Origin of the sequence: Sinorhizobium sp. RAC02 (assembly GCF_001713395.1) — a bacterium.
Taxonomy (GTDB): Bacteria; Pseudomonadota; Alphaproteobacteria; order Rhizobiales; family Rhizobiaceae; genus Shinella.
The window spans coordinates 378,358-400,481 of the sequence record NZ_CP016452.1 but is presented as its reverse complement, the minus strand read 5'-3'; the positions used below and the strand labels follow the sequence as shown (position 1 = coordinate 400,481).

Genomic DNA, 22,124 nt, shown 5'->3' with positions numbered 1-22,124 from the left:
CATCCAGGACCGGCGCGGGAGGAGCCACGCCGGCTGGCCAATTCATCGGGAGGATTTGATGAAGACCATGAAAACCCTGTTTGGTATTTCCGCTGCGTTTGCCGTATCGCTGCTCGCCACCTCTGCCCTTGCCCAGACCTATCCGGAACGCACCATCACCATGGTGGTCCCCTTCTCTGCCGGCGGCCCGACCGATACCGTGACCCGCCTCGTCGCCGAAGCCATGTCGAAGGATCTTGGCCAGCAGATCGTCGTAGAGAATGTCGGCGGCGCTGGTGGCACGCTGGGTGCCGGTCGTGTGGCGAGCGCCGACGCGGATGGCTACACCCTGCTACTGCACCATATCGGCATGGCGACGAGCGCCACGCTCTATCGCAAGCTTGCCTATGACACGCTGAACGCCTTCGAGTATGTCGGCCTCGTCACCGACGTGCCGATGGCAATCGTCGCCCGCAAGGACCTCGAGCCCACCGATCTCAAGGGCCTGATCGATTACATGAAGGCCAACAAGGACACCGTGACGGTAGCAAATGCCGGCATCGGCGCAGCCTCGCATCTGTGCGGCATGATGCTGATGAGCGCGCTCCAGACACAGTTCGTCACCGTACCTTACAAGGGCACAGGCCCGGCCATGACCGATCTCCTTGGCGGCCAGGTCGATGTCATGTGCGACCAGACGACGAACACGACGAAGCAGATCCAGGGCGGAACCATCAAGGCCTATGCCGTGACCTCCCCCGCGCGTCTCGGCAACCTGCCGGACATTCCGACGGCCGAAGAGGCAGGCCTGCCCGGGTTCCAGGTTGGTATCTGGCACGGCATCTACGCGCCCAAGGGCACGCCGACCGAAGTGACGGAGCGGCTTTCCAAGTCCTTGCAGCTCGCGCTGAAGGACCCGAACGTTGTCGCCCGGTTTGCCGAGCTTGGCACCGTTCCCTCGGCGGAAGCAGACGCAACGCCGGCCGCCCTCAAGGCGAAGCTGGAGGGTGAAATTGCCCGTTGGAAGCCGGTCATCGAGGCGGCCGGGCAGTTCGCCGACTAAGACAATCCCGGGTGAATGCAAGACGACTTTCCGCCCGGAATTTGCGGAGACAAGGCTTGCATGGATCAGACCGTGGCGGTGTTGACCGCCGTCACGGTCTTTGAGGTCTGCGCGGCCCATCCGGTCGCTGGAGGAGGGGATCCCATGAAACAACTAGAGTTCGACAGCACCAACGCGATCTGCGGCCTGACCTTTATCGCGCTTGGCGGCTTCTTCGTTTACCAATGCCTCAACCTGGAGCTTGGCACTGCATTCCGCATGGGGCCTGGCTTCTTCCCGCTGATCCTTGCGGTGATCCTGACCGGTCTCGGCGCGATCGTGCTGGTGCAGGCAACGCGCGTGAAGGGCGAGCCGATCGGGCCGATGGCCTTGCGCGGGATGCTTTTCATTCTGCCCGCACCGATCTTCTTCGGGCTTACGGTGCGCGGTCTCGGCTTCGTCCCGTCACTGTTCTTCACGGCGCTTATTGCAGCCTTCGCTTCGACGCGGATGAAACCGCTCATGGCGCTTCTGCTTGCAATCGGCATCACGGTCTTCTCGGTCGCGGTGTTCAGCTACGGACTCGGCCTGCCGTTCGAGCGGTTCGGCCCGTGGACGCGGCTCTAGGAGGCTCTCATGGATCTCATCAGCAACCTGGCGCTTGGCTTCTCCACCGCCGCCTCACCGGCCAACCTGGCCTTCTGCCTGATCGGCGTTCTGCTCGGCACGCTGATCGGCGTTCTGCCCGGCATCGGCGCAACGGCGACCATCGCCATGCTCCTGCCGATCACCTTCCAGCTGGAGCCGGTCTCCTCGCTGATCATGCTCGCCGGCATCTATTACGGCGCGCAGTACGGTGGCTCCACCACCGCCATCCTGATCAACATGCCGGGCGAATCCTCGTCCGCCGTGACGGCCATCGACGGCTACCAGATGGCGCGCAAGGGCCGGGCAGGGGCCGCACTTTCCATCGCTGCACTCGGCTCCTTCTTCGCCGGCACGGTATCGACCTTCCTTGTCGCTATCTTCGCCATACCGCTGACCGGCATCGCGCTGAAATTCGGCGCGGCCGAATACTTTTCCCTGATGGTCGTCGGCCTCGTGTCGTCGATTGCTCTGGCGCACGGCTCCATCGTCAAGGCGCTTGCCATGGTGGCGCTGGGCCTTTTGCTCGGCCTTGTCGGTACGGACATCTATACGGGCACGCCACGCTTTACCCTGGGCATCCGGGAGTACGCCGACGGGCTTAACTTCGTGGCCGTTGCGGTGGGTGTCTTCGGTATCGCGGAAATCCTGCGCAACCTCGAAGGCGAGAAGACCCGCACGGTCCTGATGGCAAAGGTCAGCGAGCTCTGGCCGACAAAGGATGATTTCAAGCGGATGGTCGGCCCCGTTCTGCGCGGCACGGCGATCGGCTCGGCGCTTGGCATCCTGCCGGGGGGCGGGGCGATCCTCGCGGCATTCGCCTCCTACACGGTCGAGAAGCGCATTTCCGACCGGCCGGAGGAGTTCGGCCAGGGCGCGATCGCCGGCGTTGCCGGGCCGGAATCGGCCAACAATGCCGGTGCACAGACGTCCTTCATCCCCCTGTTGACGCTCGGCATTCCCGCCAACCCGGTCATGGCGCTGATGGTTGGCGCGATGATCATCCAGGGCATCGTTCCCGGCCCGAACGTCGCCGTCGAGCAGCCGACCCTGTTCTGGGGCATCATCGCCTCGATGTGGATCGGCAACCTGATGCTGGTGGTACTGAACCTGCCGCTGATCGGCCTTTGGGTGAAGCTGCTGACGGTGCCCTACTACGTGCTGTTCCCCATCATCATGGCGTTCTGCTCGATCGGCGTCTACAGCGTGAACTCGAACGTCTTCGACCTCTATGCGGTCGCATTCTTCGGGCTCGGCGGCTACCTACTGGTCAAGCTGCGCTGCGAACCGGCGCCGCTGCTGCTTGGCTTCGTGCTCGGCCCGCTGCTGGAAGAGAACCTGCGCCGCGCCATGATCCTGTCGCGTGGCGACCCGACGACCTTCGTGACGCGCCCGATCAGCGCCATCCTGTTGGTGATTGCCCTAGCGGTCCTGGTTGTCGTCTTCCTGCCGTCGGTCAAGGCGAAGCGCGAACAGGTTTTCCAAGAAGAAGACTAAGAAGAAGAACCTGCGGGGAAGGGAAGGGGCGGTGTCAAACCGCCCCTTCTCGCATTTTAGCGATATTGCATTGCCGCGAAATTCCCGCTAGAAAACTTGATAAAATTAGGAAGGAATAGTTCGCCGGATGACGTTCCAGCCGCGCATGCAGAACAGGATCGAAGGCTTTTCCGTGGTCGGCGACCTCAATCGCCGGCACTGGAACGGTATCGTCGCCGATGTCTGGGATGTGGAATGCGCGGACTATGCCGGCGGCTATTATGTCGGCCGGGACCCGCGTCTCTTCATCCTGCTGGACAAACGTGGCCCGGGTGCGTCCCGCATCCGCCTGTCACAGGAGGGGCCGGAAAGCGCCGCGGATTGGCAGCGCTGCCCGATAGCCTATATCCCCGCCGACTTCGAGATGTGGGCGGACCTTACCGATCATCGGTTCCTGCGTCATCTCGACCTGCATTTCGACGTGGAAACGATCAGCAAGCGCCTCGCCGAAGACCTCGATCCGGAGCGTCTGGCGACGCCGCAACTCTTCTTCTCCGACCCTCACCTTCTCTCGCTTGCGCAGTTCATTGCGGCCGAATGCACCAATCCGCAGCCGCTGCATGACCTCTACGGCGACGGCCTGGCGCTTGCGCTGATCATCGATGTCATGAAGCTCGCCAAGGCGCCGGGCCGCAAGCGCAGCCGGCTTGCCGGCTGGCAGCTGCGCCGCGCCACCGATTTCATTGAAGAAAACTGCCTGCGCAACATCAGGCTCGAAGAACTCGCCAACCTAATCGGGCTGTCGCAATCCCATTTCAGCCACGCCTTCAAGGCCTCGACCGGCGTGGCCCCACATCAATGGCAGGTCAATGCCCGGCTGCGCCGTGCCAAGGACTTGCTTTTGCAGGGCGAACAACCACTGACCGCAATCGCCGCCGAATCCGGTTTTGCCGACCAGGCGCATTTCACCCGCGTCTTCCGCAAGAATTTCGGCACGACGCCTGCCCATTGGCAGAAGACGCAGCTTGCCTGAATGAAGGCGGACGGGCGGATGTTCAGCGCCCGGAAAATTGCCCAAGAACGTTCAATTTTCGGCGAATGCGACAATCCCGACAATTAAATTTGAGTTAACCACTCATCTTATCGTTATCGGGGTGCCTGCGACGGGGCAGGCGTGAGTGGGGTATGCGTAAAATGAAGACAAAGCCGAAGAGAGAACGGCAGTTCAGGCTGGCGCTGGCGTGCGGTACGGCCACCATCGCCTTGCTGGCGCCGTTTGCCGCGATCGCCCAGGATGCGAGCAAGCCGACCGTGCTGCAGGAAATCCGCGTCGAAGGGGCTGACTCGAACACCGGCGTCGAACCGGTGCGCGGCGTAGTGGCGAAATCCACGCGGACCGGCAGCAAGACCGCGACGGCTCTCAATGAGATCCCCCAGTCGGTGACGGTTGTCGTTCGCCAGCAGATCGACGATCAGAGCCCACAGAAGATCGACGAGGCCCTGCGTTATGTTGCAGGCGTGAACCCGTCGACCTACGGCACGGATTCCGACACCGATTGGCTCTTCATCCGTGGCTTCCAGGCCGACCAGACCGGTATGTTCCTTGATGGGCTCTCCTTGTTCCAGACAGGCTTCGGCACGTTCCTGGTCGATCCCTTCTTCCTCGAGCGGATCGAGGTCATCAAGGGCCCGAGCTCAGCGCTCTATGGCGGCGCCAGCCCAGGTGGCTTCGTCAATTTTGTCAGCAAGCGGCCGACGGACGAGCCGCTACGCTACGTCGAGACCGGCATCAACAGCTTCGGCAACGGCTATCTTGGGCTGGATTTCGGAGACAAGCTCGGCGACAACGATGCCGTGAACTATCGACTGACCGGAAAGATTTCCGGTGGCGGCTGGGAAACCGACAAGTCGGACGATTTCCGCGGCACGATCGCGCCCAGCATTACATGGAAGCCGGACGAGGACACAAGCCTTACCATTCTCAGCTCGTATCAGAACGTCGACCTGACGCATACCAGCACGGGCTTCCTGCCGTATGAAGGTACGGTCGTAGACAGGGATGGCGTCGGCCGCATCCCACGTGATCTGTTCTATGGTGACGAGAGCCGTGACGTCTACGAGCGTCAACAGGCGATGATCGGCTACGAGTTCGAACATACGTTCGACAACAACTGGACGGTTCGCCAGAACCTGCGTTACGCGAGCGTCTCTCTCAAGGAAGATGCTCTGTACGCTAACGGGTGGTCGTCAACCGACCCGACGAAGCTAGCGCGCTACCGGTTTGCGCATGATACTGACGTCGGCATCTTCACAGTCGACAATCAGCTTGAAGGTGAATTTGCCACCGGGCCTCTTGATCACACTCTGCTGCTTGGATTGGACTATCGCCATTATTCACTCGATCACACACAGGCTGTTGGATTTAGGACGGACGATGGTTTGGACCTAGACCCCCTTAACCCGGTTTACGGAGGGGTTGACATACCGGGGCTCAACAACCCCTACCTTGACCAGGATTTGAAGCGGGATCAGCTTGGGATTTATGCGCAGGATCAGATCAAGTTTGGCGATGGGTGGATTGCCACTCTGAATGCTCGCTATGATTACGTTTCGACGGATCTTGACGATCGCATTCCACCGATTCCACCGATTACAAAGTCAAACTCGGCTGACAGCGAAGAAGGTGAGTTTACGTGGCGAGCGGCGCTTGCATACGAATTTGCAAACGGCCTAACCCCTTACGCCAGCTATTCAACGTCTTACAACCCGACCACGACGACGGACCCGGACGACGGTCTGCTTCCGTCTGAAACCGGAAAGCAATGGGAAATCGGTGTCAAATACGAGCCCGGCTTCATGGATGCCCTTATAACCGCCGCCTATTTTGACATAACGCGAGAAAATGTCGCGAACACCGAGTGGGATGGTAAAGTTACCCAAGCATATGCCGTGGGCGAGGTAACGTCCCGTGGCTTTGAGACTGCGATACAGGCAAATATTGCGAGTGGTTGGAAGGCCATCGGTTCGTTGACTTATCTCGACATGGAGATCACGGACGACCACAATAAAGCTCTCATCGGCAAGACGCCGATTCAGGTGCCGGATCTGACTACATCCCTGTGGTTGAATTATTCATTCCAAGACGGCACCCTGGAAGGTTTGAGCGTGGCTGCCGGTGTCCGTCACGTTGGCAAATCCTGGGCGGACGACGCCAACACCTTCAGAGTGCCTGCCGCGACGCTTGTGGACGCCGCGATCAGCTTCAAGAAGGACAACTGGGCTGTCGCGCTGAACGCGTCGAACCTCTTCGACAAGGACTACGTCGCGAGCTGCAAGGGCGCCAACGCTTGCGCCTATGGCGCAGGACGCACCTTCATGCTCAAGGCAAGTACCTCTTGGTAACATCTTCGACGGCCGAAATGTCGGGCATCACTGAACATTAGACATAAAGAAGCGCCAGGCTCTCTGGCGCGTCTTTTTGTTTTCAAAGAGCCATAGAATAGACGTCTAGCGCCACCCCAGGGCCGGTGCGACATGCTTCAGGATCGCCTCGATCACGTGGGCGTTGTATTCGACGCCCAGCTGGTTCGGTACGGTGAGCAGGAGCGTGTCCGCTTCCTTGATCGCCTCATCCTCGGCAAGCTGCTTGATGAGTTCTTCCGGTTCGCCTGCATAGGCGCGGCCGAAGATCGCCCGGGTCTTATCGTCGATGAAGCCGACCGAATCCTCTTCCTTCCCGCCGCGGCCGAAATAGGCGCGGTCCCGGTCGTCGACGAGCGCGAAAATGCTGCGGCTCACGGAAACACGCGGCGTGCGGCTGTGGCCAGCTTCCTTCCAGGCCTCGCGATAAGCGCGGATCTGCGCCGCCTGCTGGACGTGGAAGGGTTCGCCCGTCTCATCGTTCTTCAAGGTCGAACTTTGCAGGTTCATGCCGTGTTTTGCCGCCCAGACGGCGGTGGCGTTTGAGCTTGCACCCCACCAGATGCGCTCACGCAGGCCTTCCGAATGGGGCTCGAGGCGCAAAAGGCCGGGCGGATTGGGAAACATCGGCCGCGGGTTCGGTTGCGCAAAACCTTCGCCCTTCAGGATATCGAGAAACACTTCGGCGTGGCGGCGGCCCATGTCGGCGTCGCTCATGCCGTCCTGCGGCTCAAAACCGAAATAGCGCCAACCATCGATGACCTGCTCGGGCGAGCCGCGGCTGACGCCAAGCTGTAGACGTCCGCCGGAGATGAGATCGGCGGCACCGGCGTCCTCTGCCATGTAGAGCGGGTTTTCATAGCGCATGTCGATAACGGCCGTGCCGATCTCGATCCTCTTCGTCCTGGCGCCTATGGCTGCCAGCAACGGAAACGGGGAAGCGAGCTGGTGCGCAAAGTGGTGTACCCGGAAGTAGGCCCCGTCAGCGCCAAGCTCTTCCGCCGCGACGGCAAGGTCGATCGACTGCAGCAAGGTGTCACCCGCCGAGCGGGTTTGCGATTGAGGGGAGGGGGTCCAGTGTCCGAAGGACAGGAAGCCGATTTTCTTCATGAATGTCTGCCTCGACGCATGGCGTCCGTAGGAGTGTGATGGCCGGAAGATGGGATATCGAAGCCGGCTTGAAAAGGCGCGCTCCGCGAACGCAGTGTTCACCGATCGATGCTGAACGGGCGATCCGGTGCAAAGCCTTCCCGCGATTGCCGATTTCGATTTGCGCTTCGACCGGCACCGTTGAAGAGCAAAACCGGACGTTCTATCATCATAACCTGGGCGTTTAGGACCGGTCGAGGTGATGGATGAGGCGCGGCGATCGCACGCCATTTCCATCTAGCGGACATTAACTATGATATAGTGTCCGTTTGACAATTCGTTTACCATGAATTCAATGCGTTATGATCTTTCAAAATTGCCGCTGCACAGCCTGTTACCCCGCATCTGCGGCGCGACGGCTGCATTGGCGCGCCTCGACGAGCGCCTCGCCCATTCGCCGGTTGGCGAGGGCTGGATCGAGCGCATGCATTTCACCGATGCCTGTGCCTCGCTATGGATAGACGGTGAACTTGTTCATCTCGAGGATCTTGTGCTGCACGATGACGGCCACGATATCCGCACGCCGACCCACGAACTCACAATCGCCCGCGATGTATTACGCACACGCCGGCGCATTGTCTTGCAGCCGCCGGATTGGGCGCTCGGCATCGAAAGCATACGCAGCCTGCGCGGCTTAGGTGGTGCTGACCCGATAGGGGATAGGCAGAAGGCATCTGCGCCTCTTGCCGGCGATGAACCCGTGGCTCGGGCGAAGGAAGGGGAACCGGACATGTCCGATCCCCTGGCGAGGGAACTCGCGGCGATCGATGCAGTGCTGGCACGATCAGAGGCCGTCTTGTCGGGCGCCAGCGTTCCGCCGCGACGGGGTGGCCGGGAAAAGGACCCTCTCGTCTACGATCTTGATTGGGACGAGGATGCACGGCTGGAGGAATGGCGCGTTGCCGTCGATGAAAGCAGGGAATTGCCCCCGGCCCTGCGCGCCGTATTGCTGCTCGATGCCTGGAATACCCTGCAGGTCCTGCAGCATGCTCCATGGCTGGGGCGCCTTCTCGCGGCAGCCTGCCTGCGCGAAGCGGGGCTCACAACGGGGGCGAATCTTGCAGCCCTCAATCTCGGCCTGAAGACCATCCGGCGCGAACAGCGTGTGCACCGCGACCGGGATACCCGCCTTGCCGCTTATCTCGATGGGGTGACGGCCGCGGTGACTATCGGCATGAAAGAGCATGATCGCCTGATCCTCGCGCGTCAGATGATGGAGCGTCGCCTTGTTGATCGTCGGACATCCTCACGGTTGCCGGACCTGATCGATCTCGTACTTTCCCGCCCGATGGTGTCGACAGGCATGGTCGCGAGGGCGCTCGGCGTGACACCACGGGCAGCGCTGCGGATTGTGGAGGAACTCAAGCTGCGGGAGTTGACGGGCAGAGGGCGTTTTCGCGCGTGGGGCGTCTTGTAAGGGATGAGGTTCCGGCCGTCGGCGGAACGCTCCAGGTGGCAGACGGCAAGTGGTGCGCCCTATGCATAGCTGCATTGCACAATAAATGTTTTCCAAACGGTCAAAAAACGAGCATAGTGCCCTCAGTTGATGCACATGGCGGTCTCCTCCCAGTCCGCTGCATCAGCTGTTCCCCTCTGGAGGTTTAAATATCTCCACACTTCATGGGCCTCGGTTTTCCGGTGGCCCATTTTTTTTGGCCTGAGCAGGACCCGGTTACGCTCCTGTTCGGCAGGCCGCGGCGGCGATCGCGATCGCGATCGCCCGCACGCGCCTCTAGTTCACCATGAAGCGCGAACTGAACGGCAGGCTTGCTGCCCCGATCGCCTTTGGCGCGGCGGATGTCTTGCCGACCACCGCATCGATGGTGGGGATTTCCCGGTGGATGAGATCGCAGAGCGCTTCGCAGGCCGCGACGGGAATGAACGAGGAGAGCACGACGGTCTTCAATTCGATGAAATGCAGAAGCGACCGGACCGATCGGACGAGGCTTTGCGCGCAGGCCTGCTGCCAGGCGTCAAAGGCTGGTCCCATCGGCGGCCAGGCCTGGGATGGCGTCCAAAGCTTTTCCACCGCCGCATCGCCGGCTGGCAGGGTGCGTTCGAGCGCGAGCATGCCGACATCTTCGCTCAGCGGCGAATTGCCGTTGTAGATCTGGTGATTGAGCACGAGGCGGCTGTGCAGGCGGGCGCCGAGATAGAAGAACAGGAAATCCTGCAACTGCCGCGCGGCACCGAACAGGCTTTCGCCGCCGGCTGCGGCGGTGATGTCGTTCTGCACGAAGACCGGAAGGCCAAGCTCGGCCTCCATAAACCGGTGCAGGATAGCGTGGTCCGGGCCGGCCTCGAGCGGTGGTGTCGGCAGCGCCAGCCCGATGCCCGCAATGCGTCCCCGCCGGCTGTCTGAAAGGCTGGCAATGGCATTGCGGATTTCCAGTGCCAGTCCCTCCGACGCGTCGAAGACGCCGGCGGCCCTGTGCGGCATCACATGCTGGTGTTGTACATTGCCGATGAAGTCGACGACGACGATATGGCTGTTGCGATAGCCAACGCTGACGCCGACGGAGTAGGCCCCCTCCGGGTTGAGCATGATGGGCGTCGTCGGCGGCCCGACGCGGCCCTTCTGCGCCTCGCCACGCATGACGAGCCCTTCCTGTTCGAGCGAGCGCACGATCACCGAAATCGTCTGGGCCGAAAGGCCGGTCTTCTCGCCGATTTCAAGTCGCGTCGTCGCCTCGTTCTGCAGAAGCAGCGAGAGCACAAGACGCTCGTTGTAGCTGCGCACGCTCAGCGAATTGAGGCCGCTCGCGCGGTCGGCGATGCGAAGCGGATTGGGGGGCGCAAATCGCATGTCAGGCAAGGGGGCGATCCTTCCCGCAAAGGGCGGCATCGTTCCGGTTGAAGGTGCGCCTATGCATCTGGCCACCCGATTGCCAGCACTTCCTGCGCCAGCGCCTCGCCGAGACGACGGTGCGCCTCCCCGTCGATATGGAAACCATCCGCCGGCGAGCATTGGCAGGCTGTGCCCGCATCGAAGAAATGCACCTCCAACGAATCCGCCATGATTTCGAATTCGAGCGCCAGCTTGCGGGATTTTTCCTGCGCGCCGGAGAAGATCGCCTCCCATTCCCGCAGGTCGTCGAGCATCGGCGGCGGCGCCACGATCATGATCTCGGGATCATGGCCGGCCGGCCCGGGCGAAAGCTCCCGGATATCGTGCACGAGGCAGCCGATCCCCATGGCGACCTCCGAGGGCGGCATGTTGAACCGCCGCTTCAGGTCGTTGGTTCCCAGCATGATGATGATCAGATCGAGCGGCGCATGGCTTTGCAGGCAGGGGCGCAGATAGGTCCGGCCGTTCTTCAGTGCCCCTTCGATCGGGTCGTCATGCACCGTCGTGCGGCCGCTGAGACCCTCTTCGATGATCTGCCAGCCGGCACCGAGCGTGCCTTCCAGCACGCCGGCCCAGCGCTCTTCGCGGCGATAACGCTCAAGCGGCCCGCGACCTGGAATCTGGCCGTAGGTGTTCGAGTCCCCGAAGCATAGAACGGTCCGTCTCACTGTCTCCTCCACCGCGCCGGCTGATCGTATCTGGGCGCAGACTTCGCATCCGGACGGGCGATTTGCAAGGATCGCTAATTATTCATTCAGTCTGAATAACTATTGACAGCACAAAGCGGCGGTGATTTTGTGTCGGTCGGAGGAGAGCTTCAGGTCGTTTCAGGCTGCGAGCGAGTGCGTGACAAAGGTCACGGGCTGCCGATACCGCATGCCTTTTCGCCCGCCTTCCTTTCGTTTGACGCCTGCTTTTGGAGGAAAAGTATGAGCAGCATCATCAGGAAAATCGGTATCACGGCCCTATTGGCCGGCGTGGTCTTTGCCCATGGCAGTCTGGCGCAGGAAGTGCCCCTGCTCGACGGCGTGACGACGCGGGCAGAAAACAACCCAAGCGTCGAAGAGGGCAAATACAAAAAGGATGCCCCCTGGGTCATCGGCATGAGCAGCTTCGGCGTCAATGCAAATACCTGGACGGTGCAGGTGGCGCACGAAGCGCAGGCCGCAGCCGACCGCGACAAGCGTATCACCAAGTTCGTTCTGCTCGATGCCGGCTTCGATCAGAAGAAGCAGGTCGCCGATATCGAGGACCTGATCGCCCAGAAGGTGGATGCGATCATCGTCCAGCCGGTCACCTCAACCTCGGCCAATGCCAGCATCGAGAAGGCCGTAGAGGCGGGCATTCCGGTCGTGCTTCACACCGGCCGCATCGAATCCGACGCCTACACGACGGAAATCCAGGGCGGCGCCGAGCATTTCGGCAAGGTGATGGGTGACTTCCTCGTCAAGGAACTCGGCGGACAGGGGAATATCTGGGTGCTGCGCGGCCTGGCAGGCCACCCGGAAGACACCAACCGCTACAACGGCCTCAAGCAATCGCTCGAAGGCACCGGGATCAAGATCACCGCCGAGGAACATGGCGACTGGCAATACGACAAGGCCAAGAAGGTCTGCGAGACGCTCTATCTCAACGATCCGAATGTCGCCGGCATCTGGTCGTCCGGCGCGGACATGACGCGCGCCTGCGTCGACGTGTTCAAGCAGTTCGGCGCCACGATCCCGCCGATTTCCGGCGAGGGCAACAACGGTTTCTTCGGCCAGTGGATCGCCGACAATTTCAAGTCGATCTCGTCGGAATACAGCCCTGCCCAGGGAGCCGCGGGCATCCGCGCCGCCGTCGCACTGCTGGAAGGCAAGGCCCTCAAGAAGCACTACGACTACAACCCGCCGGGCTGGGACCTCGAAAAGGTCAAGAAATACTACCGCGACGATCTTTCGGCCAATGTCTGGTGGCCGTCGGAACTCTCCGAAGAGCAGCTCAAGCAGTTCTACGCCAAGCAGTAGCGTGGACTGCAGGGAGGCAGGCGGATCGCCTGCCTCCGGTCGCGGTTGGGAGGGGCCAGTGACGCATCTCATTGAAATGTCCGGAATATCCAAGGCGTTCGGCGGAAGTGCTGCGCTCAGGAACGTGTCGCTGGCGCTCGCACCCGGCACGGTGCATGCCCTGATGGGCGAGAACGGCGCCGGGAAATCGACGCTAATGAAAATTCTTGCCGGCGTGCACCAGCCGGACAGTGGCGAAATCCGGCGCGCCGGCCGAACGGTCAGTTTCGCCAATCCGCGCGCAGCCCTAGCCGCCGGCATATCCACGGTGTTTCAGGAACTCTCGCTGCTGCCCAACATGACGATTGCGGAAAACCTGTTTCTCGGCCGCGAGCCCATTGGCCGTTTCGGCGGCATCGACCGGCGGCGGATGCGCGAGGAGACGAAGGGAGCGCTTGCCCGCCTCGGCCTCACCCTCGATCCGGATACATTGGTGTCGGAACTTTCCATCGCCGAACGGCAGTTCGTCGAGATCGCCCACGGCATCGATGCGGACGCCGACATCTTCATCCTCGACGAACCGACCGCCGCGCTCAACGCGGCGGATGTCGAGGTGCTCAACCGCCACATCCGTGCGCTGCGCGACGAAGGCAAGGCCGTGGTCTACATCTCCCACCGCATGGACGAGATTTTTGCGATCTGCGACGTGGTGACGGTGCTGAAGGACGGCCAGCTGGTCGGCACGCGACCGCTCACGGACATCACACCATCCGCCTTGATCGCGATGATGGTCGGGCGTGAACTGGAAGCCCTTTTCCCCGAACGCAGCGATGCGGCCGGAGAACCGGCCCTGTCGATTTCGGGGTTACGGCTGGAGCCGGATGCAAGGCCGTTTTCGCTTGTCGTTCGCAAGGGCGAGATCGTCGGGCTCGCGGGGCTCGAAGGGCAGGGGCAGCAAAAGGCGCTGCGTGCGCTGGTCGGGCAATTCGCGCCGGTCGAAGGGACATTTTCCCGTCGGGGCGAAACCATGCGCCTTCCGGTGCCGAAGGAAAGCGGCGTGCGGCGATGGCAGGCTCGCGGCGGCGCCTTCGTGCCGGAGGATCGCAAGGACGAAGGATTGTTCCTCGGTCATTCGGTCGGCCAGAACATTGCCATGGCGCTCCATGGCGGACGATCCGCAATACGGCCGGCGAAGCGCTATCGTGATGTGATCGTGCAGACGATGCAGCGATTGGGCGTAAAGGCAACGGGTCCGGCCGCGATAGTCGGTGCGCTCTCCGGCGGCAACCAGCAGAAAGTGCTGCTCGGCCGCTATCTTGCGACCGACGCCGATCTCCTCCTCATCGAGGAGCCGACGCGCGGCGTGGATGTTGGCGCCAAGGCGGAAATCTACCGCATCCTGCGGGATTTCGCCAAGGCGGGCGGCGCGGTGCTGGTGCTCTCCCGCGAGACGCTGGAGCTGATCGGCCTTTGCGACCGCCTCTATGTCATCCACGGCAACACCATCGTGTCCGAAATGCAGGCCGGCGAAGCGACCGAGCACGGCATTCTTGACGCAGCTCTCAGCACATGACGGAACGGAATCCCCAATGACACCTTCCCCTTCCGCCACTCTGGGCAAACTTCTCACCGGCCGCGGCAGCCGGCAGGGCCTTTGGCTACTGCCGCTTCTCATCACCGTCGCCATGATCCTCTGGCTGGCGGCAACGACCAGCCAGTTCAGCCAATGGAGCAATCTTGCCAACCTCGTTGCCCAGGGCATGCCGCTCCTCATCACGGCGGTCGGGCAGATGTTCGTCGTGCTGGTTGGCGGGCTGGATCTCTCCATCGGCTCCGTCGTCAGCTTCACGACGGCCATTCTGGCGCTCGACCTGCCGACCGGCATCACCATTCCCGGCGTCTTCATCTTCGCCGCGCTGATCGGCGCCACCAACGGCTACTGCGTCACGCGGCTCAATGTGCATCCGATCGTCGCGACGCTTGCCACGCAATATGTCGTGCTAGGCATCACCCGCGTGCTGCGGCCGGTATCGGGCGGGTCCGTGCCGGAGGTCGTGCGCTGGGCGGTGGACGGCTCGGTGGCTGGCATTCCATTTCCGGTCTTCTGGGGTATTGTGACGATCCTGATCGCCTGGAAGCTGCTCTACGGTTCGCGCTACGGGTTGCATCTCTTTGCCATCGGCGGCGGCGTTGCATCCGGTTCGACCGATGCCGCGCGCAATTTCGGCATCCCCGCCAGCCGCAACATTCTCCTGGCCTATGTGGTCTGCTCGTTGTTTGCCGCGCTGGCCGGCGTCTTCCTGGCCGGGCGCATCGTCTCGGGCGATCCGAATGTCGGCCTGTTCATGGAACTCGATGCGATCACGGCGGTGGCGATCGGCGGCACGCAACTGTCCGGCGGCGTCGGCAGCCTGCATGGCACGATCGTCGGGGTTGCGGTGCTGGCGCTCCTCTCCAACGGCATGAACCTGCTCAACATTACGCCTTTCGTGCAAACGGCAATCAAGGGCATTCTGCTGATGGCCGTCGTGGCGCTTCAGTCGCGCAAGAAGATCGGACTCTGACCCATGTCGGCCCTCGTCAACTCTCCCCTCCTGCGCCGGATTTCCAAGGTCCCGCCATCCTACTACCTGCTCGTCATTCTGCTCGGGATTCTGTTCGTCGCGCGTCCGCAGATGCTCAATGCCAATGTGCTCGGCGTCTTCGTGCGTCAGGTCGTTCCGCTCGGTATCCTCGTGCTCGGCCAGTTGCTGGTCATGCGGGTGAAGTCGATCGATCTGTCCGGCGGCGGCGTCATCCTGCTGATCAACTATTGCATCTCGTCCGGCATTTTCCCGGGCGCCTCGCTCGGCTTCCATGTCGGGCTTGCGCTTGCGATCGGTCTCTCGATCGGCCTCTTCAACGGCGTGATGGTGGCACGACGCCGCGTTTCGGCGGTCATCGTCACGCTTGCGCTGAGCATCGTGCTCGTGGGCTTCGTGCAATATCTTTCGAGCGGCAAGCCGCCGGGCGATGTCCCGACCGTTTTCAACGATCTGTTCAACACACGCTTTCTCGGGTTGCCGAGCCCCGTGATCTTCTGGATCGGCCTCACGGCGCTGATGGCGCTGCTTCTCTCGCAGACGGTCTTCGGACGTTTCGTCACCGCCGTTGGCGAGAGCATGCCGGCCGCCCACTTTTCCGGTGTGCCGGTGGAGCGCACGGTGATCCTCGCCCATACGCTCGCCGGCCTGATGGCGGCCATTGCTGCCCTCGTCCAGACCGCATCCATCGCCGTCGGCAGTGTGCGTGTCGGGCTCGACCTGCCGATCCTCTCGGTCGCCGCCACCATTCTGGGCGGCGTCGTCTTCGGGCGTGGCGAGGGAGGTGTCTGGGGGCCATTTTTCGGCGTGCTGTGCTTCGCCTTCCTCTTCGTCGTCATGACGATGTTCGGCGTCGGCGACGCCGGCAAGCTTGTCGCCCAGGGGCTGATCATCCTGCTTGCAGCGATTTTCTACGGCCTGCGCGCCGAAAAATAACAATCAACCAGCCATTCAAGGAGGTCGTTAATGGCGGAGAAACGTTCAATCCTGTGCTTCGGGGATTCACTGACATGGGGCTGGATCCCGGTGAAAGAATCCGCGCCGACCCTGCGCTATCCCTATGAGCAGCGGTGGACCGGCGCCATGGCAGCACGGCTCGGCACGGACTATCATATCATCGAGGAGGGGCTCAGCGCCCGCACCACCAGTCTCGACGATCCGAATGACGCAAGGCTCAACGGCAGCGCCTATCTGCCGGCGGCACTCGCCAGCCACCTGCCGCTGGATCTTGTCATCCTCATGCTGGGCACCAACGACACGAAATCTTATTTCCACCGTACGCCCTACGAGATCGCCAACGGCATGGGCAAGCTCGTCGGCCAGGCGCTGACTTCTACCGGCGGTGTCGGTACGCCCTATCCCGCGCCGCGCGTGCTCGTCGTTGCCCCGCCGCCGCTGGCGCCGATGCCCGATCCCTGGTTCGAAGGCATGTTCGGTGGCGGATATGAAAAGTCGAAGGAGTTGGCCGGGCTCTACAAGGCGCTCGCCGCTTTCATGAAGGTCGAGTTCCTGGCCGCTGGCGAGCACGTCTCAACCGATGGCGTCGATGGCATCCATTTTTCTGCGGAAACCAACATCCGGCTCGGAAACGCGATCGCGGCGAAGGTCGAGACGCTGTTCTGAGATAAGCCACTCCGGCGCCTCCGTTGTCGGAGTGGCTTTATGCTTTGCCTGCGGCTATGCCAATCAAGGCATCCGGATCACGGCGATCCAGGAAAAGCCGCGATGGAGCCTTTTCGCTTCGCTGCGTCCGGCATGGGCGTCGGCCAGTTCGGCGGCAAAGTCGAACAGGTCGGCGCGCGGCGTCACATGGTGCCAACCGAGCCAGGTGGTCACGGCGCGCTTGAACCAGCCGGGCAAGCCCTGCATGTCGCCGAAATCGGCGATGTGCAGCTCCCCGCCCGGGGCGAGGCGGGCAGTGGCCTCCGTGACGACCTTCTGCCATTGCGGGATCATCGATACGGCGTAGGAAATGAAGATACGATCGTAGCTGCCCTGGCCGAAAGCCACCTGCGGGTCGAAAGCGGCGGCGTCCGCTCTGGCGAGGCGTATCCTGCCGTCGAGGCCAGCGCCCGCGACGGCTTTTTCCGCTGCCGTGAGCATTTCCTGGGAGATGTCGATGCCGTGAAACCGGGCCTCGGGATAAAGCCCAGCGGCTTTCACGAGATTGCGCCCGGTGCCGCAGCCGATCTCCAGCACCGCGCCGCCCGGTGCTGGGCGGAGGCCGGCAAGCAAGGGGTCTCGGCCGAGCAAGTAGTATTTTCGCGTGGCATCATAGATGCCGAACCGCCGCTGCCAGCGGTAGATGCGGTCCATGAGCAGCGCATGGTCGGATAGCGCGTTCATCGACGCTCACCCCTTGAATTCATAGAGGTGGAAACCGCCGTAGATCGACGAGCGATCCTTGTCGTGCAACGCACGCGATTCCGCGGCGTGGTAGGCCCAGCGATCGAGGATGGTATCGGCGACACGGCCGGGCAGCAGGCTTTCGGCGGGCGCCGTGCGGAAAATGACGCGTGCGCCGGGGGCGGCGGTGCGGGTGATCTCGCTCCACAAGGCGTTGAGCTGCACATCCGTCATCCAGTCCTGCGCATCGAGCAGGATGAAGCGATCGACGGATTGGGGAGCTTTTGCCGCGAGGAACTCGGTCAGCGAGGTGTTGGTGATGGAGATGCGGCCGGCGCGGCTGCGGACTGCCTCGAAATTCTGCCGGGAGAGATAGGGCGGCAGTGGTGCAAGATCTCCGCTGCCATACCCGCGGCCGAAGGCCTGCCAGGCAAAATAGTTTTCCGAGAGCGGGAAGCCGCAGGCGAGTTTTTCGACGCGCTGGCGCAGGATCGACGCCATGTCGCTGCCGGCGCCCGAAAGCGCTTCATATTGCTGCGGCGGAATGCCGAGCCCGAAGAGCGAGCTTTTCCGCCCCGTCGCCCAGCGGACCAGGCGCTTTTCGAAGAGCGGTGCCAGCGTTTCGTCGAAGAAGCGCTTCTGGTCCTCGATCGTACGCGCCTTGAGCAGGCCGCGCGGATCGGCGCCGTAGAGCCGAGCCATCGTATGGCCGAGGCCGATGAAGCCGCCGAGCAGGCCGTGGCGATAGAGGTGGCGATGGAAGATAGAGATGCGGCGGCGACCGGTGACCGTCCGGCTTTCCCAGTAATCACGGGTCTCCGCATCGAGATGGGGCCGCAGATAGTGCTGGTAGGCGTCGAGGTTCCGGCGATCATCGCCCTGGCCGTAGAACCGGTAGAAGGTCTCGTAGTCCGGCAGGTGGGCGGCGGCGGTCAGTTTCAGGCGGTTGAAACAGACATGCGCCGGGTTGAGATCCACCGCCTCGATGCGGGCGGGATCGGCGACGAGATAGGAAAGCGCATTGCAGCCGCCGGACGCGATGGTGACGATGCTGTTTCCCGGCGCGATCTTCAGCGCAGCCATGTCGACATCGGGATCTTCCCAGATCTGCGCATAGACGAGATTCCGGAAAAGCCGGGAGAAGACATATTCGGACATTCCGGAGGCGGAGAGCAACGGATTGCGGCGAACGGCGCGGTTGAGGCGCTTGCCGACCCCCTCTTTGCGCGCTGCGGTCGGGGAGGGAGCGGGAGAGATCACCGTTTCGATCATCAGGGTTTCCTACGCTGGAATGTCCGTCCTCACCCATCGACGCGACGGGCTGGACGGCGGCGAACTGCGGATGCCTGTGCGGTGAAGTAATCGATGCGAAGTCGGTCTGGTCGGTTCCCATCTCGATCGTCACGATCACCGAGCGGCATGGGGCAGCGTTTCACCAGATCGCCATGACACCCGCATGACATCCGCCATTCTGTCCACAGGACGGTGCCCGATGCATTCTCTTTGGAACGGTGCGACGGCCCGCGCTATCGCTCAGCGCAGGAAGATCAGGCCCATGCCGATGACGACGAGGGCGGCACCGGCCCAGGCTCCGCCGGCCGGGCGCTCGCCGGTCTTCAGCCACAGCATCGGCAGGATCATGACCGGAGAGGTGGCCGAGAGTGTCGAGATGATGCCGACCTTGCCGCCCGACAATGCAAAGAGCAGCAGCGTCATGCCGATGGCAAGCGCGAGCACACCGGTCAATGCGGTCATCGCCGCGACTTTGAGCGTGAGCGGCCCTTTCGGCTTGACGGAGGGGATGGGCAGTTGGGTCAGGACGCTGAGGCAGAGCGCGGCAATGCCGACGCGCAGCAGCGAGGCGACGAAGGGGTCGATGCCGGTCTCCATGACGGGGCGCACGAGGATGGAGCCGATGGCCTGGCCCGTCGCGGCGCCCAGCCCCAGCAGGACACCGATCGACAGCGGCCCCTTGATCGTCTCCCATTCATGTATCTGCGCCCGCCGCTTGCCGAAGAGAATGGCGAGGAACACCCCTGTGGCCGTCAGCGCGATCCCCGCCATGGCGGGGACCGGCAGGGCTTCGCCCAGCACCAGCCAGCCGAGCAGAGCTGCAATCGGCGCATTCAGCGCGAAGAGGATTCCGGAGCGGCGCGGGCCAAGCCGGTTCAGCGTGGCGAAGAGCAGCGTGTCGCCAACGAAGATGCCGATCAATCCGGACAGCAGCAGCGGGCCGATGCTCGCCGCATCCAGCTCCCGCCATGTGCCGGTCGCCAGCACATAGAGGGCAAGAAGGCCAGTGACGAAGATCTGGCGGACCCGGTTGAAGGCCGGCGCGCCGAGATGGCCGGCAGGCCCTGCCGAGATCAGTCCGGTCAAGGCCCAGCAGGTCGCGGCACCGAGCGCGGCAAGTTCGTGAATTGGCATTGTGTTCCGATCGGTCGATTATATGCTGGTGGACATTGCATGTCCGTGATTCGCGTTAAAGCGCGCACAGACGGCTCGCGTCCAGTGCCATGTCTGTTGAATGAACAGAGTGCTTGGAAGATTTGCTGCCTTCAGTATCCAAGCTTGCATTCACTTTCTGTTTACAGCGAAGGCGGGAACAAATTTCTGCTGCATTCCGTTTAAAAAACAGGACGGCAGACGCGAAAAAAGCTATACTGTTCGATGACCGCAGGAGCGTTCCATGAGAACCACTGGCAGCGATGTTTTCGACCTCTTTTCAAAAACTTATGCGAGCACCGCGCAGGAGGAGCTGAGCCTCCAGGAGTACCTGCTGGCGTGCCGTGACGATAAAAAGATGTATGCCACCGCGCCGGAGCGGATGGTGACGGCCATCGGCGAACCGCAACTCATCGATACCAGTGCCGACGAGCGCCTCGGCCGAATATTCGGCAACCGAACCATCAAGATTTACCCCTCCTTCTCCGATTTCTACGGCATGGAAGACACGATCGAGCGGATCGTCGGCTACTTCCGCTATGCCGCGCAGGGGCTCGAAGAGCGCAAGCAGATTCTCTACCTGCTGGGTCCGGTGGGGGGCGGCAAGTCCTCGCTCGCCGAACGCCTCAAGAAGCTGATGGAAGACCAACCGATCTACACGCTCGCCATCGACGGCAAGATCAGCCCGGTTTTCGAATCACCTCTCGGTCTCTTCAGCCGCGAGCGCATGGGCGATCTGCTGGAGGACAAATACGGCATCGCCAAGCGGCGGCTCACCGGCCTCATCTCGCCCTGGGCGACGAAGCGGCTCGACGAGATCGGCGGCGATATTTCGCGGTTCAGCGTCGTCAAGCTCATGCCCTCCCGGCTGCGCCAGATCGCCATTGCCAAGACCGAACCCGGCGACGAGAACAATCAGGACGTCTCGACCCTGGTCGGCAAGGTGGATATCCGCCAACTCGAAAACTTCAGCCAGGCCGATCCCGACGCCTATTCCTTCAGCGGCGGTCTCAACCGCACGACCCAGGGCCTGCTCGAATTCGTTGAAATGTTCAAGGCACCGATCAAGGTGCTGCATCCGCTGCTCACTGCCACGCAGGAGGGCAGCTACAACGGCACGGAAAACTTCGGCTCTTTCCCCTATCAGGGCATCGTGCTTGCCCATTCCAACGAATCGGAATGGCTACATTTCAAGCACAACAAGAACAACGAGGCCTTCCTCGACCGTATCCTGGTGGTCAAGGTTCCCTATTGCCTGCGCATCACCGAGGAGCGGCAGATCTACGAAAAGCTGCTGCGGGAGAGCGAGCTTTCCGCCAGCCCCTGCGCGCCGGAAGTGCTGGAAAACCTCAGCCGATTCACCGTCGCCACGCGGTTGACCCCGCATGAAAATTCGCCGACCTACACCAAGATGCGCGTCTATGACGGCGAGAACCTCAAGGACACCGATCCCAAGGCAAAATCGCTGCAGGAATACCGGGATGCCGCCGGCGTCGACGAGGGCATGACCGGCATCAGCACGCGGTTCGCCTTCAAGGTGCTGTCCGAGACCTTCAACTACGATACCAAGGAGGTCGCGGCTGACTCGGTCCATCTGATGTACATCCTCGAACAGGCGATCCGCCGCGAGCAGTTCTCCAAAGAGGTCGAGGCGAACTACATCGATTTCATCCGCTCGGAACTGGCGAGCCGCTACGCCGAGTTCATCGGTCACGAGATCCAGAAGGCCTACCTGGAATCCTACAGCGAATATGGCCAGAACCTGTTCGATCGCTACATTTCCTACGCCGATGCCTGGCTGGAAGACCAGGATTTCAAGGATCCCGACACGGGGCAGATCCTCAACCGGGAAATCCTCGACAGCGAGCTGTCGCAGATCGAAAAGCCTGCCGGTATCGCCAACCCCAAGGATTTCCGCAACGAAGTCGTGAAATTCACCCTGCGTGCCCGGGCCCGCAATGGCGGGCGCAATCCGGCCTGGACGAGTTACGAAAAACTGCGCGAGGTCATCGAAAAGCGCATGTTCGGCCAGGTCGAGGACCTGTTGCCGGTCATCAGCTTCGGCTCGAAGAAGGACAGTGCCACGGAAAAGCAGCACGCCGAATTCGTCGACCGCATGACCGAGCGTGGCTATACCGTGCGGCAGGTCCGGCGGCTGGTCGATTGGTACATGCGCGTCAACAAGGCTGGCTGACACCGAAACGGGA

At 62.1% G+C, this 22,124-nt stretch carries 18 protein-coding genes; 12 read left to right on the top strand and 6 right to left on the bottom strand.

What is annotated here, in order from left to right:
- Window positions 1-67 precede the first annotated feature (67 nt).
- The 5 genes from BSY16_RS23045 (at window position 68) to BSY16_RS23025 (ending at window position 6,544) form a co-directional block, all read left to right on the top strand.
- Window positions 68-1,042, top strand: a complete 975-nt coding sequence (locus tag BSY16_RS23045; RefSeq protein WP_493103505.1) for a tripartite tricarboxylate transporter substrate-binding protein — start codon at window positions 68-70, stop codon at window positions 1,040-1,042.
- 144 nt (window positions 1,043-1,186) lie between these two features.
- On the top strand, window positions 1,187-1,648 hold the full coding sequence (locus BSY16_RS23040) for a tripartite tricarboxylate transporter TctB family protein (RefSeq protein ID WP_069063656.1): 462 nt from the start codon (window positions 1,187-1,189) through the stop codon (window positions 1,646-1,648).
- Window positions 1,649-1,657: 9 nt separating this feature from the next.
- A complete protein-coding gene (locus tag BSY16_RS23035; RefSeq protein ID WP_069062186.1) occupies window positions 1,658-3,163 on the top strand; it encodes a tripartite tricarboxylate transporter permease in 1,506 nt (501 codons plus the stop codon).
- Window positions 3,164-3,290: 127 nt separating this feature from the next.
- A complete protein-coding gene (locus tag BSY16_RS23030; protein ID WP_069062185.1) occupies window positions 3,291-4,175 on the top strand; it encodes a helix-turn-helix domain-containing protein in 885 nt (294 codons plus the stop codon).
- 152 nt (window positions 4,176-4,327) lie between these two features.
- Window positions 4,328-6,544 carry a TonB-dependent siderophore receptor gene (locus BSY16_RS23025; RefSeq protein ID WP_069062184.1) on the top strand — a complete coding sequence of 739 codons (2,217 nt, stop codon included), beginning with the start codon at window positions 4,328-4,330 and terminating at the stop codon, window positions 6,542-6,544.
- 105 nt (window positions 6,545-6,649) lie between these two features.
- On the opposite strand, the gene BSY16_RS23020 is transcribed toward BSY16_RS23025, so the two are convergent.
- Window positions 6,650-7,672 (bottom strand): LLM class flavin-dependent oxidoreductase, encoded by a 1,023-nt coding sequence (locus BSY16_RS23020; RefSeq protein WP_069062183.1) that lies wholly within the window; start codon window positions 7,670-7,672, stop codon window positions 6,650-6,652.
- Window positions 7,673-7,997: 325 nt separating this feature from the next.
- On the opposite strand from BSY16_RS23020, the gene BSY16_RS23015 reads away from it, so the two are divergent.
- Window positions 7,998-9,128 carry an RHE_PE00001 family protein gene (locus BSY16_RS23015; protein WP_069062182.1) on the top strand — a complete coding sequence of 377 codons (1,131 nt, stop codon included), beginning with the start codon at window positions 7,998-8,000 and terminating at the stop codon, window positions 9,126-9,128.
- A gap of 315 nt (window positions 9,129-9,443) precedes the next feature.
- Here the strand turns inward: BSY16_RS23015 and BSY16_RS23010 are convergent, their stop codons facing one another.
- Window positions 9,444-10,517, bottom strand: a complete 1,074-nt coding sequence (locus BSY16_RS23010; RefSeq protein WP_069062181.1) for an ROK family transcriptional regulator — start codon at window positions 10,515-10,517, stop codon at window positions 9,444-9,446.
- A 59-nt stretch (window positions 10,518-10,576) separates the two neighbouring features.
- Window positions 10,577-11,227, bottom strand: coding sequence for an SGNH/GDSL hydrolase family protein (locus tag BSY16_RS23005; RefSeq protein WP_069062180.1), 651 nt, complete (start codon window positions 11,225-11,227; stop codon window positions 10,577-10,579).
- Between the two features lie 261 nt (window positions 11,228-11,488).
- Between BSY16_RS23005 and BSY16_RS23000 the strand changes: the two genes are divergently transcribed.
- Genes BSY16_RS23000 through BSY16_RS22980 form a run of 5 tightly spaced genes read left to right on the top strand, consistent with a single transcriptional unit; the run spans window position 11,489 to window position 16,749 of the window.
- Window positions 11,489-12,565 carry an ABC transporter substrate-binding protein gene (locus tag BSY16_RS23000; RefSeq protein ID WP_069062179.1) on the top strand — a complete coding sequence of 359 codons (1,077 nt, stop codon included), beginning with the start codon at window positions 11,489-11,491 and terminating at the stop codon, window positions 12,563-12,565.
- Between the two features lie 58 nt (window positions 12,566-12,623).
- Window positions 12,624-14,117, top strand: a complete 1,494-nt coding sequence (locus BSY16_RS22995; RefSeq protein WP_069062178.1) for a sugar ABC transporter ATP-binding protein — start codon at window positions 12,624-12,626, stop codon at window positions 14,115-14,117.
- Window positions 14,118-14,133: 16 nt separating this feature from the next.
- Window positions 14,134-15,108 (top strand): ABC transporter permease, encoded by a 975-nt coding sequence (locus BSY16_RS22990; protein WP_069062177.1) that lies wholly within the window; start codon window positions 14,134-14,136, stop codon window positions 15,106-15,108.
- Between the two features lie 3 nt (window positions 15,109-15,111).
- Window positions 15,112-16,062, top strand: a complete 951-nt coding sequence (locus BSY16_RS22985) for an ABC transporter permease (protein WP_069062176.1) — start codon at window positions 15,112-15,114, stop codon at window positions 16,060-16,062.
- A gap of 30 nt (window positions 16,063-16,092) precedes the next feature.
- Window positions 16,093-16,749, top strand: coding sequence for an SGNH/GDSL hydrolase family protein (locus BSY16_RS22980; protein WP_069062175.1), 657 nt, complete (start codon window positions 16,093-16,095; stop codon window positions 16,747-16,749).
- 63 nt (window positions 16,750-16,812) lie between these two features.
- Here the strand turns inward: BSY16_RS22980 and BSY16_RS22975 are convergent, their stop codons facing one another.
- From BSY16_RS22975 to BSY16_RS22965, 3 genes are all read right to left on the bottom strand, one after another.
- A complete protein-coding gene (locus BSY16_RS22975; protein WP_286157325.1) occupies window positions 16,813-17,442 on the bottom strand; it encodes a class I SAM-dependent methyltransferase in 630 nt (209 codons plus the stop codon).
- Window positions 17,443-17,478: 36 nt separating this feature from the next.
- Window positions 17,479-18,744 carry a BtaA family protein gene (locus tag BSY16_RS22970; protein ID WP_083243077.1) on the bottom strand — a complete coding sequence of 422 codons (1,266 nt, stop codon included), beginning with the start codon at window positions 18,742-18,744 and terminating at the stop codon, window positions 17,479-17,481.
- Between the two features lie 261 nt (window positions 18,745-19,005).
- The gene (locus BSY16_RS22965; protein ID WP_069062173.1) at window positions 19,006-19,899 is read right to left on the bottom strand and encodes a DMT family transporter; all 894 of its coding nucleotides are present in this window, start codon (window positions 19,897-19,899) and stop codon (window positions 19,006-19,008) included.
- 262 nt (window positions 19,900-20,161) lie between these two features.
- Between BSY16_RS22965 and BSY16_RS22960 the strand changes: the two genes are divergently transcribed.
- On the top strand, window positions 20,162-22,111 hold the full coding sequence (locus BSY16_RS22960) for a PrkA family serine protein kinase (protein WP_069062172.1): 1,950 nt from the start codon (window positions 20,162-20,164) through the stop codon (window positions 22,109-22,111).
- Window positions 22,112-22,124 lie beyond the last annotated feature (13 nt).